This window comes from Streptomyces sp. NPDC018029, assembly GCF_044327655.1.
Classification (GTDB): Bacteria; Actinomycetota; Actinomycetes; order Streptomycetales; family Streptomycetaceae; genus Streptomyces.
In genome coordinates this window covers 541,393-555,136 of record NZ_JBIRFV010000005.1, presented here as the reverse complement: position 1 = coordinate 555,136, position 13,744 = coordinate 541,393, and the positions used below count along the sequence as shown (strand labels likewise).

General features: G+C 72.2%; 11 protein-coding genes, 2 pseudogenes and 1 riboswitch. All 13 genes and pseudogenes read right to left on the bottom strand.

Features of this window, described 5'->3' with window-relative positions; all coding sequences use genetic code 11:
* Window positions 1-244: 244 nt before the first annotated feature.
* Window positions 245-1,186, bottom strand: a complete 942-nt coding sequence (locus ACH4D5_RS18755) for an exopolyphosphatase (protein WP_398303529.1) — start codon at window positions 1,184-1,186, stop codon at window positions 245-247.
* Entirely contained in the window at window positions 1,183-1,734 is a 552-nt protein-coding gene (locus tag ACH4D5_RS18750; RefSeq protein WP_398303527.1) for a DUF501 domain-containing protein, read from the bottom strand. The genes ACH4D5_RS18755 and ACH4D5_RS18750 overlap by 4 nt, the downstream gene beginning before the upstream one ends.
* Before the next feature lie 43 nt (window positions 1,735-1,777).
* The gene (locus ACH4D5_RS18745; protein WP_398303525.1) at window positions 1,778-2,257 is read right to left on the bottom strand and encodes a septum formation initiator family protein; all 480 of its coding nucleotides are present in this window, start codon (window positions 2,255-2,257) and stop codon (window positions 1,778-1,780) included.
* 111 nt (window positions 2,258-2,368) lie between these two features.
* Window positions 2,369-3,649, bottom strand: a complete 1,281-nt coding sequence (gene eno / locus ACH4D5_RS18740; protein WP_362998513.1) for a phosphopyruvate hydratase — start codon at window positions 3,647-3,649, stop codon at window positions 2,369-2,371.
* Window positions 3,650-3,982: 333 nt separating this feature from the next.
* Window positions 3,983-4,186: pseudogene (locus ACH4D5_RS18735) on the bottom strand (LysM peptidoglycan-binding domain-containing protein); the annotation flags it as partial.
* Window positions 4,187-4,309: 123 nt separating this feature from the next.
* A pseudogene (locus ACH4D5_RS18730) lies at window positions 4,310-4,705 on the bottom strand (transglycosylase family protein); the annotation flags it as partial.
* 4 nt (window positions 4,706-4,709) lie between these two features.
* Window positions 4,710-4,861, bottom strand: a riboswitch (cyclic di-AMP (ydaO/yuaA leader).
* Between the two features lie 195 nt (window positions 4,862-5,056).
* Window positions 5,057-6,133: a transglycosylase family protein gene (locus tag ACH4D5_RS18725; protein WP_398303523.1), complete on the bottom strand. Its 1,077-nt coding sequence runs from the start codon at window positions 6,131-6,133 to the stop codon at window positions 5,057-5,059.
* A 119-nt stretch (window positions 6,134-6,252) separates the two neighbouring features.
* Complete coding sequence (locus tag ACH4D5_RS18720; protein WP_398303521.1) at window positions 6,253-7,584, bottom strand: cytochrome P450; 1,332 nt, start codon at window positions 7,582-7,584, stop codon at window positions 6,253-6,255.
* Window positions 7,585-7,648: 64 nt separating this feature from the next.
* The gene (locus ACH4D5_RS18715; protein ID WP_398303519.1) at window positions 7,649-9,673 is read right to left on the bottom strand and encodes a sel1 repeat family protein; all 2,025 of its coding nucleotides are present in this window, start codon (window positions 9,671-9,673) and stop codon (window positions 7,649-7,651) included.
* Window positions 9,674-9,716: 43 nt separating this feature from the next.
* Window positions 9,717-10,727: a nucleoside triphosphate pyrophosphohydrolase gene (locus tag ACH4D5_RS18710; RefSeq protein ID WP_398303517.1), complete on the bottom strand. Its 1,011-nt coding sequence runs from the start codon at window positions 10,725-10,727 to the stop codon at window positions 9,717-9,719.
* A gap of 53 nt (window positions 10,728-10,780) precedes the next feature.
* A complete protein-coding gene (locus ACH4D5_RS18705) occupies window positions 10,781-11,455 on the bottom strand; it encodes a SurA N-terminal domain-containing protein (protein WP_398303515.1) in 675 nt (224 codons plus the stop codon).
* 145 nt (window positions 11,456-11,600) lie between these two features.
* Window positions 11,601-13,136, bottom strand: coding sequence for a protein kinase (locus tag ACH4D5_RS18700; RefSeq protein WP_398303769.1), 1,536 nt, complete (start codon window positions 13,134-13,136; stop codon window positions 11,601-11,603).
* Window positions 13,133-13,723 carry a hypothetical protein gene (locus ACH4D5_RS18695; RefSeq protein WP_398303513.1) on the bottom strand — a complete coding sequence of 197 codons (591 nt, stop codon included), beginning with the start codon at window positions 13,721-13,723 and terminating at the stop codon, window positions 13,133-13,135. Before ACH4D5_RS18695 ends, ACH4D5_RS18700 begins: the two co-directional genes overlap by 4 nt.
* Window positions 13,724-13,744: the final 21 nt, after the last annotated feature.

Sequence of the window (13,744 nt, the reverse complement as noted above, 5' to 3'; positions counted from 1 at the left end):
CATGGTGCCGGTGGGGAACCACGATGCCACACGAGTCGTTGTGCACCCCTTGTGAGCTGCACTCCGAGGCCCCGCCCGGCCCGAACCGGAGCCCGGCGCCACACTCCGGTGACCCGCACGAAACATCCCGGCCACGGGCGCGGCCCTTCGAAAAGCCCCCTTTAGGCGGCCCGACACCGTCGAACCTCGCCCATCAGGGCCTTTTTCCTTGTGAAGAACTTCACGAACTTTCTCGCGAGCGGGTTCAGGCGAGAGACCAGCCGATGCCGTCGAGGATGTCGTGCTCGCTCACCACGACCTCGCGCGCGCCCACCCTGTCCATGATCGCCAGCAGCACCAGGGCGCCCGCCGCGATGACATCGACGCGGCCCGGGTGCATCACCGGGATCGCGGCGCGCTCGTCGTGCGTGGCGTGCGTGAGGCGGTCCACGATGGCGCTCACCTGCTCGTACGGGATGCGGGCGTGGTGGATCGCCCGCCAGTCGTACGTGTCGAGGCCGAGCGCGATCGCGGCGACCGTGGTCACCGAACCCGCGAGGCCGACCAGCGTGCGGGCCTCCTTGAGCGGCACCGTGCGCTCGGCCAGGTCGAGGGCGGCCTCGATGTCGGCGCGGATCGCGTCGAGCTGCTCGGCCGTGGGCGGGTCGGTGACGACCCCGTCGCGTACGAGATGACGCTCGGTCATGCGGACGCAGCCGACGTCGACGGAGCGGGCCGCCCGCACGTGGTCCGTGCCGACCACGAACTCCGTGGAGCCGCCGCCGATGTCCACCACCAGGTAGGGCGCGGCGACGTCGTCGCGGCCCGTCAGCTCCTTGGTGGCGCCGGTGAAGGAGAACTCGGCCTCCTGGTCGCCGGAGATGACCTCGGGCTCGACGCCCAGGATGTCCAGGACGCCCTGGACGAACGCGTCGCGGTTCTCGGCGTCGCGGGACGCCGAGGTGGCGACGAAGCGGACGCGCTCGGCGCCGTGCTCCTTGATGACGGCGGCGTACTCGCGGCAGGCCGCGAAGGTGCGCTCCAGCGCCTCGGGGGCGAGGCGCCCCGTCCTGTCGACGCCCTGGCCGAGCCGGACGATCGTCATCCGCCGGTCCAGGTCGACCAGTTCGCCCGTGGCCGGGTCGGCGTCCGCCACCAGGAGGCGGATCGAGTTCGTGCCGCAGTCGATGGCGGCGACGCGGGTCACTCGGCGTCCCCGGCGGCAGCGGCATCGGCGTCCGTGCACGGCGTGACGCACGGACCCTTCGCCCACCACTCCGGGAGCATCGCGATGGCCTCGTCGCCCAGCGGGTTCACACCGGGGCCGGCGGCCAGCGAGTGACCGACCAGGACGTGCAGGCACTTCACGCGGTCCGGCATGCCGCCCGCGCTCGGGAAGCCCTCAAGGACCTCGATGGCGTCACGGCGCGCGATGTAGTCCTCGTGGGCGGCGCGGTACTGCTTCGCCAGCTCCTCGTCCGTCGTGAGCCGCTCCGACATCTCCTTCATGACGCCGTTGGCCTCCAGCGTGCCGATCGCGGAGGCGGCCCGCGGGCACGTCAGGTAGTACGTCGTCGGGAAGGGCGTCCCGTCCGGGAGGCGCGGCGCCGTCTCGACGACGTCCGGCTGTCCGCAGGGGCAGCGGTGCGCGATGGCCCGCAGGCCGCGCGGCGGTCGGCCGAGCTGCTGCTTGAAGGCCTCGACGTCGGCGTCGGTGGGCTCGGTGCGCGGGGTGCTCGGCGGGGGCGTTTCCATGCCTGTCTTTCGTGTCGGTACGGGTCGGGTACGGATCGGGGAGTCAGTCGTCGGGGCGGTCGGCCTTGTCGACGCCGTCCCAGACGTTCGAGTACCAGGGGCGCGCTGCCGCCCCCTGGTCCGTGCGGCGGCTCTGCGCCGCCGCCGGGTCGATCACCGTGAAGCCGGTCTCGCCCGGCATCACGTAGTGCAGGCGATCTCGGATGCGCTGCTCCGCGTACGCGTCGTCCTGCCAGCGGGCCTTCTCGTCGCGGAGCTTCTCGACGTCCGCGCGGTGCTCGGCCTGCTGTCTGCGCAGGTCGTCGATCTCGGCGCGCTGCGAGACGTACTGCCGCATCGGGTACGCGAGCGCGACGACCAACGAGCAGAGCACGAGCGCGAGAAGGGCGGCCCGGCCGGTGAGCCGGGAGCGGCGGGCCTGGCGCTTGGTCTGGGAGCGGTAGACGCGCTCCGCGGTCTGCTCGCCGAGCAGCCGCAGACGGGTCGCGGTGGAGAACCGGTCCTTGGTCCCGGCCTTGGCCATGGTTCCGCCTCCCCGGCGCAGCGCCTGCACGTACGTACGTCCCCGCACACGGTACGGGACCATGTGCGGGGACGTAGGTAACCCGGCGTCACTGCCAGGCTTAGTGCGTGATCAGCCCTTGAAGCGCGGGAACGCGCTGCGACCGGCGTAGACCGCCGCGTCGTCGAGGATCTCCTCGATGCGCAGGAGCTGGTTGTACTTGGCGACGCGCTCGGAGCGGGCCGGGGCGCCGGTCTTGATCTGGCCGCAGTTGGTGGCGACGGCGAGGTCGGCGATGGTGACGTCCTCGGTCTCGCCGGAGCGGTGGGACATCATGCACTTGAAGCCGCTGCGCTGGGCCATCTCGACGGCGTCCAGGGTCTCGGTCAGCGAACCGATCTGGTTGACCTTGACGAGCAGGGCGTTGGCCGAGTTCTCCTCGATGCCGCGGGCCAGGCGCTCCGGGTTGGTGACGAACAGGTCGTCGCCGACGAGCTGCACCTTGTCGCCGAGCTTCTCGGTGATGGCGTTCCAGCCGGCCCAGTCGTCCTCGAACAGCGGGTCCTCGATGGAGACGAGCGGGTACGAGGCGACGAGCTCCTCGTAGTACTCGGTCATCTCGGCGGCCGAGCGCTCCTTGCCCTCGAACTGGTACTTGCCGTCCTTGTAGAACTCGGACGCGGCGACGTCGAGGGCGAGCGCGATCTGCTCGCCGGGGACGTAGCCGGCCTGCTTGATGGCCTCGAGGATGAGGTCGAGGGCGGCGCGGTTGGAGTCCAGGTTCGGGGCGAAGCCGCCCTCGTCGCCGAGGCCGGTGGAGAGGCCCTTGTCCTTCAGGACCTTCTTCAGCGTGTGGTAGACCTCGGTGCCCCAGCGCAGGGCCTCGGAGAAGGACTCCGCGCCGATCGGGGCGATCATGAATTCCTGGATGTCGACGTTCGAGTCGGCGTGCGACCCGCCGTTCAGGATGTTCATCATCGGGACGGGCAGCAGGTGCGCGTTCGGACCGCCGAGGTAGCGGAAGAGCGGCAGGTCGCTGGCCTCGGAGGCGGCGTGCGCGACGGCGAGCGAGACGCCGAGGATGGCGTTGGCGCCGAGGGAGCCCTTGTTGTCGGTGGCGTCCAGGTCGAACATCGCCTGGTCGATCAGGCGCTGCTCGGTGGCGTCGTAGCCGACGAGCTCCGGGCCGATCTGCTCGATGACGGCGAGGACGGCCTTCTCGACACCCTTGCCCTGGTAACGGTTGGGGTCACCGTCACGGAGTTCGATGGCCTCGAAGGCACCGGTGGAGGCACCGGACGGAACGGCGGCACGACCGGTGCTGCCGTCGTCGAGGCCGACCTCGACCTCGACCGTGGGGTTGCCTCGGGAGTCCAGGATTTCCCGGGCTACGACGACGTCGATGGACGGCACGAGCATCTCCTTCTGGGAGTGTGACGCGTAAACACGATTACGCCGGGCCGCTTCGGCCCTGCGTCTCCTGAGCCTAACCGGCTCCGGGCCTTCGGCCAGCCGACCGCCCGTCCCCTGGGACGGCACAAGGCCCATATGGCGCGGAAACAGGGCGTAAGGCCATGTTCTCTACTCGCTAGTAGCGAACAAGAGGGGCCGGAGGCGGCGGGGGGAACGGGTGCGGACATGCCCCCGCCCCGGTGCGTACGGGGGATACGCGCACCGGGGCGGGGAGCCCGTGGGGACGGGGGGTACGGCCGTGCGTCCGCCGAGGCACGGCCGTGACCGGCCGGGTCAGCTCAGGTGGAGCTGCTGGCCCGGGTAGATGAAGTCGGCGTCGTCGATGATGTCGCCGTTGAGCTTGTAGACCTTCTGCCAGCCGCCCTTGACGTCGTGCGCCTGGGCGATCTTGGACAGGGTGTCGCCCGTCTTGACCTTGTACTCGCCGTCGCCCTTCTCGACCTTCTTGCCGGTCGGGGTCTCGACGGTCTTCTTGGTCTCGGTCTGCGGCGTCGGCTGCGGCTTGGGCGCGGCCTGCTTCGGCGCGGCCTGCTGCTGCGGAGCGGCCTGCTGCTGCGTCTGCTGCGGCTGCGGCTTGCTCTGCTGCTGCGGGGCCTGCTGCTGCGAGCCGCCGCCGTTGTACGCGGCGCCCGAGAGGCCGACGCCACAGCTCGGCCAGGCGCCCTTGCCCTGGCCGGCGAGGACCTTCTCGGCGATCTCGATCTGCTGGGCCTTGGAGGCCTTGTCGGCGGTCGGCGCGTACTTCGTGCCGCCGTACGCGGCCCAGGTGGACGGCGAGAACTGGAGGCCGCCCTGGTAGCCGTTGCCGGTGTTGATGGACCAGTTGCCGCCGGACTCGCACTGGGCGACGGCGTCCCACTCCTGACCGGTGGCGGCGTTGGCCGAGCCGGCCGCCATCAGCGGGGCGGCGACGGCGGCGCCGGTCACGCCGACGAGCGTGGCGACACGAGTGGCCTTGGACGGGCGACGGTGCTTGCCCTTGCCGGAAAGCAGCATGAGTTCATCCCCTACACCGACGCCTGCGAGGTGAGCTGTCGGGTTCGGGCCGATGTGGTTGCCCGGCCGCACTCTCGCGAGTGCGGCTTCACCCCTAGCCGCATGACACGGCACTTACCTTGGGTCCCCCGCTCCTGCCCACGGCGCTCTTGAGCGACGACTGTTCCCGTCCGGCCGTTGGCAGGATTCGGCGTACCGACCGGCGGGGCTCACCAGTGGCGAGCGGTCACGACCGTAGACACGCTCCCCACCGAATTTCAAAGACGATCAGGGCTTCTGAGACCCATCTCTCACTCGCGCCAAACCGGACAACACCGGCCAAGTCCCCCGCAGACGCATCGTCAAATCCCGTTACTTTTCGCCCACATCGAGGCTCTGACCGGGGAGGATGAGATCCGGGTCGCCTCCGACGGTCTTCTTGTTCTCGCTGTAGAGCTCGTGCCATCCGCCGTCGACCCCGAAGTCGTCCGCGATGACCGAGAGGTTGTCCCCGGAGCGGACGGTGTACGTCCCGTCGGCGAGCTTCTCGGAGCGGTCGGCGCCGCGCGAGGCGTGCCGTCCGGGGCGGTCGCCGGCGCTGTCGCTCTCGTCCGCGCGGTCGCCGCGGTGGCGGCCGGAGGAGGAGCCGTTGGGGTCGGTGGCGTCGTCGGCCGGGTCGGTCGACTTCTCGGGCGTGGGTGAAGTGGTGTCCTTCTGGCCGGACTTGCCGGAGTCGCCCTTGCCGACGGCGTCTTCGGCGCCGCCCTTGCCGCCCTTGCCGTCCTTGCCGTCCTTTTCGCCGGACTCGTCGTGATTCTTCTCTCGCGAACCGTCGCCGGAGGCGGGCGTGTCGCTCGCGTCGTCGGAGGGCCGCTCCGAGTCGTCGGAGTCCGTGGCCTCGCCGGAAGACTTGTCCGTCCCCTTCTCGGGGGCCTTGGAGCCCTTGGAACCCTCGGGCTCCTTGGCGTCCTTGGAATCCTTGGAACCCTCGGGGTCCTTGGAGTCGGCCGAACCCGTCGAGTCGGAGGGCGTCGGGGTGACGGGCCCGCCCGGGTCGACGTCGGCCGCGGCACCGCCCTTGCTGAGCCCGGCGATCGGGGCACAGCTCGGCCAGGCCGCGGTGCCCTTGTCGCGGAGGATCTTCTCGGCGACGGCGATCTGCTGCGAGCGGCTGGCCTGGTCGGGGCTGGTCGCGTAGTCGAGGCCGCCGTACGCCTCCCACGTCTCCTGCGAGAGCTGGAGGCCTCCGTAGTAGCCGTTGCCGGGGTTGGCGCTCCACGCGCCGCCGCTCTCGCACTCGGCGAGCTTCTCCCACGTGGTGGTCTCGGCGGCGCTCGCGCTGGTGGCGCCGAGCAGCGGGATGGCGATGGCTGATCCGGTGACACCTGCCGCGACGATGAGGGCCGGGGCCTGGCGGGGGCGTCGGTGACGACCATTGCCGGAGAGCATGCGGGTGCCTTTCAGGAGACTGCAGCGACGACTTGGGCGCCTGGGGCGCTCAAGTCGTCGTGAACGTAGCCGCAGTCGAACGCTTGTCACAAGTCGATGCAGCAGAGATCACGTGAACATCACAGTCCTGACGGCTCGTCAGTGGGGTGTACGCCGGGCACCGTTTTCTGTGCGGTTGTGAACTCCACGGGCAGCGTGCGCAGTCCTCGCATGATCAGCCCGCCACGCCACCGCAAATCCGCGGGATCCGCCGCCAGTTGCAGGTCGGGAAGGCGTCGCAGCAGGGTCGCGAGGGCGGTGCGGCCCTCCAGGCGGGCGAGCGGGGCGCCGAGGCAGTAGTGGATGCCGTGCCCGTATCCGAGGTGCTGATTGTCACGGCGGGAGAGGTCGAGGGTGTCGGGGTCGTCGAACCGGGCGGGGTCGCGGTCGGCGGCGGCGAGCACGACGAGGACGGGGTCGCCCGCCGCGATGTCCTGTCCGCCGATGCTGAGCGCCTCGGTCGCGAACCGCCAGGTGGCGAGCTCGACGGGCCCGTCGTAGCGCAGCAGTTCCTCGATGCCGGTCTCCAGGAGGCCGGTGTCGCCGTCGTCCAGCGCCCTCTGCAGCCGCTCGCGCTGCTCGGGGTGGGTGAGGAGGGCGTACACGCCGTTGCCGATGAGGTTGACGGTGGTCTCGAAGCCGGCGAAGAGGAGGATGAAGGCCATCGCGGCGGCCTCGTTCTCGGTGAGGTGCTCGCCGTGGTCGGAGGCCTTGATGAGGCCGGAGATGAGGTCGTCGCCCGGTTCGAGGCGCTTGCGGTGGATGAGCTCGGCGAGGTAGCCCCGCATCTTCTTGACGGACCGGGCGACACCGCCCCTGGGCCCGCCCCCGTGCCGGATCATCATGCCCGCCCAGTCGCGGAAGTCGTCCTGGTCCTCGCGGGGGACGCCGAGCAGGTCGCAGATGGCGTAGATGGGGAGAGGGAAGGCGAACTCGTGGATGAGGTCGGCGCTGCCCTCGTGGGCGAACCGGTCGATGAGCTGGTCCGTCAGCTCCTGCACCCGGGGCGCGAACTCGGCGACGCGGCGCGGCGTGAACGCCTTCGCGACGAGGCGGCGCAGCCGGGTGTGGTCCGGCGGGTCGATGTTGAGCAGATGCGTCATCAGCTCGGCCTTGCGCTCGCCCGGGATGCCGGTCTTCCCCTTGGCGTGGGCGGGCTCGGCGTGGTGGGCCGGGTTCTTGCTGAGCCGCTGATCGGCAAGGGCCTGCCGTGCATCGGCATACCGGGTGACCAGCCAGGCCTCGACCCCACTGGGAAGCCGCTGCTTGCTCACGGGCTCGTGCTCGCGCAGCCAGGCGTACGCGGGATAGGGGTCGGTGGCGAACTCCCAGCTGAAGAGTTCGGGCTGCGGGGTCGCCCCGGGCGCGGGGGTGGCTCCTGCGGGGCAGGTCGCGGGCGGCTGGTCGTGCATGCGGCGACCGTATCCCTAGGGGGAGCCGGGGCTCTTCCTCGGCCGGGGGTGCGGGTGGCGGGCGTTAGTCGAGGTGGGGGTCCGGGGAGTGGATGGAGAGGGGGCCTGTGGGGCGGAGGGGGCCCTTCAGGCGACGGGTCGCTGAGGCGTCGCCCTCGGATTGGGCGATGCGGAAGTAGTGGACCGCCAGGTGCTGGTGGACCTGGCCGAGCAGGGCGGCCGCCCCGGTCTCGCCCGCCTTCGCGGCGGCCGTGAGATAGGGGAGCGCTTCCTCGTACGCGACCCGGGTCGCGAGGAGGTGGCCGAGGCGGCCGGCCGCGCGGGAGTGCCCGCGGTCGGCGGCCTTACGGAACCAGTCCTCGGCGGCCGCCGTGTCCCCCTCGTCCCCCGCCAGCAGGCCGAGCCATGACATGGCGTCCGCGTCCCCGTTCGCGGCGCGGGGCATGAGAGTCAGCCGGAAGGCGGTCACCAGACCGCGCAGCTCGGCAGGTTCATGCGGCTCCAGTTCCTCGTACGCGCGGACCCACACGCCGTCCGGCACCGGCTCCGTCAGCTCGGAGCGGGCCGCGTCGGCGATCAGCGAGCCGTACGCCCGCCAGGTGCCGGGCCACTCCCCCGGTACGAGCAGGCCCGTCACGCCGTGCCGGGGCGCGGTGGCCCAGGCGAGCGCCTCCTCGAACGTCTCCTCGGACGTCGCCCCGGTCCCGAGGGGGCCTTCCAGGTCGTACTCCTCCTGGACCTTCCTCAGCAGTTTCGGCGTGACGCCCCGGGTCAGCCCGCACCGCGCCAGGTCGATCGCCGCGCGCACCAGGAGGTGGCCGAGCAGCCGCGTGCCCGCGCGGCGCGCCCTGCGCCACTCCTCCCACAGGTCCGGACCGAGGGCGAGGAACTCCGTGATGCCGAGGTCCCCGCGCCAGCGGACGGCGTCCGTCAGGCGCGGGTCGTCGGCCGTCGCGAGCCGCGCCAGCTCCGCCTCGCTCCACTCGGTGGGCACCTCGACGGTCTGCGCGACGCTCAGGACGCGGGCGGCCGGATGGTGTCCGAAGCGGTGTCTGTCGTACGCCTCGTCCCGCATCGTCGCCAGGACGAGGACGCGGTCGTGGGTGAGCCTGGCGAGGACGCCGGGGGTGCCGGGCTCCGCGAGGTGGCCGTCCAGGTCGTCCAGCCACACCACGTGGGTGCCCGTGGCCTCCCGGCCCCGGAGCTGGTCCGGGAGGTCGCGAAGGTTCGCTCCGCCGCTCGCGACGAAGACCCGGGTGTCCTCCGCCACGCTCGCCCGCAGGGCCGCCCACGCCGTCGAGGTCTTTCCGGAGAGGGGGCCGCCCGTGACGATGACGAGGCCGCCGTAGTGCGCGGCCTGCTTCAGGAGGACGGTCAGCTCGTCGTCGCAGTCCCTGGTGACGTAGGGCGGGAGGGCCGTCGCGCCGGGGAACCGGCGGGTGGGGCGCACGCCGAGGCCGAGGCGGCGGAGCCCGTCGAGGCGGGGCCAGCCGTCGGCGGCGGCGTGCTGGGGTGCGGGCCATGCGGGCGGCGGGGGCAGCGCGTTGACGGTGACCGATCCGATGGAGTCGGCCTGCACGACGGTGCCTTGCGCACCGCCGGTGACGGAGTTCCGCGCACCGGGGCCGGACTGTGCCTCGGTCTCCTTCTCCTTCTCTTCCTCGGACTGGGCGGCGGTGTACCAGGCGGGCGGTGTGTAGTCGAGGACGAAGTCCCCGGTGGTGTCCGCGGCCTCGGCGGGCTCCGTCGTCTCGGGCTCGCCGCCCGTCGGAGGCGTCACGTCCCAGAAAGAGGCGGCGGAGTCGGCCACGAGGACGCGGAGGCGGTCCGCCCGCAGTCCCCCGCCGCCCCTGAGGCAGTCGTACAGCACCCCGTGCCAAAACCGCTGGAGTGTGCGCGTGTCGGCGACCTCCGCGAGCACCCGCGCCCTGTCGATGTCGAGCTCGGTCGCACCGGCCTTGGCGCCCGACAGCCGGAGGAACGCCGCGAACTCGTCGCGGGCCCAGAGCCAGCGACGCTGGTGCCCCCACATCGCCCCGACGAGGACATCACCCGCTTCGGCGGCCAGCGCCTCCAACTCCGTTGCCACACAAGCCCCCACGCCCGTCGAACCGCCTCAGGAGGCAACGGTACTAAGCGTCCGCCCCCTCGGCCGCCCGCACCGCGTCCCGGTAGGCCCGCGCGGCCGCGCGGAGTGCCGCCTCGGGGTCGACGCCCGCCGCCTCGGCGCGCAGGGCAAGGGCGAGGAGTTCATACCCCACGCCCTCCCCCTGCGGCACCTCCACCTCAAGGCCCGCCGTGCGCACCCGGGACGCCAGCTTCGCGGCCAGCGCGAGGCCGGGCTGGCCGAGCGGGATGCCCTCGGTGACCGACGTGCGCTGCTTCTCCTCCGCCTTCGTGCGGAGCCAGTGCGCCTTCACGTCCTCCGGCGTGTCCGCCGAGTCGTCGCCGAAGACGTGCGGGTGGCGGTGGATGAGCTTCTCGACGATGCCGCCCGCGACGTCGTCGATGGAGAACGGCTCGTCGCCGGGCTCGCCGGAGGCCTCCTCGGCGATCCGCGCGTGGAAGACGACCTGGAGCAGGACGTCGCCGAGCTCCTCGCGCAGCTCCTCCCTGTCGCCCTCCTCGATCGCCTCGACCAGTTCGTACGCCTCCTCGATCGCGTACTTCGCGAGGCCCTTGTGCGTCTGCTGCGAGGACCACGGGCACTCGCCGCGGATCCGGTCCATGACCTGGACCAGGTCGAGCAGGCGGGCGCCCGGCAGGTCGTACGAACCGGGGAGGAGCTCCAGGTCCGGCATGGCGACGCGGCCGGAGCCCGCGAGCCGGGCCAGGCCGTCCGTGAGTTCCCGGTCGCCCTCGGCGGTGGCGACGACCAGGACCGTGCGGCCGCCCGCGCAGGCGTCGACCAGCTCCTGCGCACCGGGCGCGGCCTGCTCGACACGCACGCCCGCCTCCCGCAGATACGGCAGCTGCGGGTGGGAGGCGTCGGCGCACAGCACCGCGTCTGCGCCGTGCAGCGCCTGCCAGGCGGGCCAGGACAGGAGGCCGGGCGCGACCCGGTGGCTGGAGGTCAGCAGGATGACGCGGCCGGCGGGCGCGTCGGCGGAGTCGGCCGGGGGCGTGGTCTCGGTCTCGTTCACCCGTCGAACGTAACCCAGCCCGCCGGCGGCTCTCCCCTATACCCCTGCGCCTTCTACGCCGGCCTTTCCTCCGCCGATGCCCCGGCGTCGGTGACCTCGCGCACCCACGGGGTCTTCGCGTCCGTGCGCTTGTTCTTGTCGACGTCCCATGCGCCATAGCGCGGGTTCAGGTCGATGTCGAGCTTCTTGGAGGCGGCCGACAGGGCCTTCCAGAACACCGCCTGGCCCTCGGGCGACTGCATGTCCGCGTCCAGCTTCTTCGCGAGCTTCTGCGCCTCGATCTCCGTGCGCAGGCTGTCGTCGAGGCGCGCCGGGGCCACGCCGTACTGCTGCAGCCAGGACTGCTCGAGGGCCTTCTTGCCGCCCTCCTGCTGCTCCATGGCGGCCCGCATGGTCTGGATGTCGCGGCGCGTGACGCTCACCCCGGCGTCGGTGGCCGCGCGGTGCAGGACCTTGTCGAGCACCATCGTGTGCAGGGTGCTGCGGGTGAGGCCGCCGGACTTGGCGATGGCCTGGGAGTACTGCGCGTCGTCGGGGATGGCGGCCCGCTGCGCCTCGCGCACCTCGTTCACCCGGCCCTCCAGCTGCGCGACCGTGATGCGGTCGCCGCCGACGACGGCCGCGGCGCCTGGGTGCGCTTCGCTGCCGCAGGCGGTGAGGAGGGGAGCGGCGGCGAGCGCGGCGGTGGAGAGGATGAGCGCGGTGCGACGGCTGTTGCGGCGGTGCAAGGTGGGCCTCCCTGCTACGAGTTTGTGCGTCGGTGCACAAAGTCCGGCAGTGATCGATGGTAGGCAGTGGCCGTCTTCTCGGCCAGCCATTCGACCAACGATTCGGCCGGAGTTCGGGCACCCGGCACCACTCCACCGCCCGTCGCTAACCGCGCACCTGTCCGAGCCACTGGAGCGTGCGCCGGATCTCCGCGGGGAACGGGTGGCCGGGGCCGTGCAGCAGCTCCGCGTCGTGCAGCAGCCGGGCCAGCGTGTCGTGGGCGGCGTGCCGGTCGCCGAGGGCGAGGAGCAGCTGGCCGATGCGGCGGCGGATCTCCAGGGACTGGTGGCGGTCCTCCGTCGCGTACTGGTTCTCGTAGTAGGGGAGCAGCGCGCGGTACTCGGCGAGCGCCGCGGCCGGTTCGCCGAGCTGCTCCAGGCACTGCGCGGCCTCGTACCTGAACTGGAGCGAGTGCGGGTCGGCCTGTCCTGACTCGGCGGCGCGCTCGTCGGCGAGGCGGCGCAGTTCGGGCAGGGCGCGGCGGTACTGGCCGTCGTCCATGAGGGTGGCGGCGTACTGCTTGCGCAGGGTGCGGACGACGGGTGAGTGCTCGCCGTGCTTGGCGGCGGCGGCCGGGAGGATCGCGCCGAGGATGTCCACGGCCTGGGTGATGCGGCCCTCGCCGAGGAGCCGCTTGACGTCCTCGACGGCCCGGGCGATGTCCTGCGCGGGGGGTGCGTCCGGTGTGCCCGGGGGGTGCGGCGGCATGTCGGGGGCGGGCGCGGGTGTGGTCGCGCGGTCCGGCCACGGTGCGTGCGGGCGCACGAAGGGGCGGGTGGGGTCGAGGGGGTGGCCGGCGGGGATGCCGCGGGCGGGCAGCAGCGGCGCGAGTTCCGCGTAGACCTCCTGGGCGCTGCCGTGGCGGTGCTGGGGGTCCTTGGCGAGCAGCCGCAGGACGAGGGTCTCCAGGGCCTCGGGCACCTCGGGGCGCAGTCGGCGGACCGGCAGCGGCGGTTCGTAGAGGTGGCGGTGGAGGACGCCGAGGGCGGTGGATCCGGAGAACGGCACGTCGCCGCTGAGGAGTTCGTGCAGCAGTACGCCGAGTGCGTAGAGGTCGGTGTACGGGCCGACCGCGCCGCCCATGGCCTGTTCGGGGGCCATGTAGGCGGGGCTGCCGATGGGCGATCCGGTGTGGGTGAGGCGGGTGGTGTCGGTGTCCATGACCGAGGCGATGCCGAGGTCGAGGATGGAGACCGTGCCGTCCTGCTTGACCATGACGTTCCGCGGCTTGAGGTCGCGGTGGACGATCGGCACTGCGTGCACCGCGGAGAGCACGGCGCACAGCTGGGCGGCGACGGCGACGGCCCACTGCCAGGGGTAGGGGTCGTGCTCGGCGAGGTGGTCGCCGAGGTCGGCGCCGTCGACGTACTGCATGACGAGGTAGAGGTCCTCGCCCTCGCTGCCCGCGTCGTGCACGGTGACGAGGCCGGGGTGGTCGACCTGCGCGGTGACGCGGCACTCGCGCACGAAGCGGCGGCGCAGCTCCTCGGCCTCGGCGCCCGCGACCCGGTCGGGCCTGAGCAGCTTGACGGCGACGCGCCGGTCCAGGCGCTGGTCGTACGCCGTCCAGACCTGGCCCATGCCGCCCTGGCCGATGAGCGTGGAGAGTTCGTAGCGCCCGGCGACGACGCGCACGGTCAGCTGCCGCCTTCCTGCTTGCGCAGGTAGTCACTCAGCTCGTCGAGCTCGGCCCTGACCTGGTGGATGCGGGCGGGGGCGGGGCGCGCGGGCGGCGGGGTCTGCTGGAACGGCGGGTGACCGAGCTGGGTGGGCTGCGCGTGGAGCGGGGCGGGTGCGGCCGGGGCGGGCGCGGCCGGGGCGGGCGGCTGCGGGTAGCCGTACGAAGGCTGCGGCTGCGCGTAGCCGGTGAATCGCGGCTGCTGCCGGTACGGGCTGAAGTGGCGTATGTCCGCGAACAGGTAGTAGGCGACGGCGGCGACCATCGTGCAGAGCGTCACGATCATGCCGGCGTTGCCGGGGCCCTGGAACTCCTCCTCGCCCGGGTCGATGCCGACGAGCACGATGGCCACGATGTCGAGGGCCGTCACGAGGCCGAGGACGACCCAGTCGTACGACTTGCGGGTCACGAGAGCGAGCCGCAGCATCGCGGCCCAGGAGAGGAGCCCGCAGGACAGCACCGCGAGCACCACGAACAGCACGCGCAGCGTCACATGCGTCCCCCCGGAGGGGGGCTGCGGTTGCGGCGGCGCGTAGCCCTGGCCGTGCATGGCTGCTCCTGGTGCCCGATG

Bases quoted from the DNA above. Each gene is read 5' to 3' on its own strand.
- ACH4D5_RS18745 (WP_398303525.1), bottom strand. From the start codon at position 2,257: ATGGCCAAGGCCGGGACCAAGGACCGGTTCTCCACCGCGACCCGTCTG.
- ACH4D5_RS18695 (WP_398303513.1), bottom strand. From the start codon at position 13,723: ATGCACGGCCAGGGCTACGCGCCGCCGCAACCGCAGCCCCCCTCCGGG.
- ACH4D5_RS18725 (WP_398303523.1), bottom strand. From the start codon at position 6,133: ATGCTCTCCGGCAATGGTCGTCACCGACGCCCCCGCCAGGCCCCGGCC.
- ACH4D5_RS18750 (WP_398303527.1), bottom strand. From the start codon at position 1,734: ATGGAAACGCCCCCGCCGAGCACCCCGCGCACCGAGCCCACCGACGCC.
- ACH4D5_RS18720 (WP_398303521.1), bottom strand. From the start codon at position 7,584: ATGCACGACCAGCCGCCCGCGACCTGCCCCGCAGGAGCCACCCCCGCG.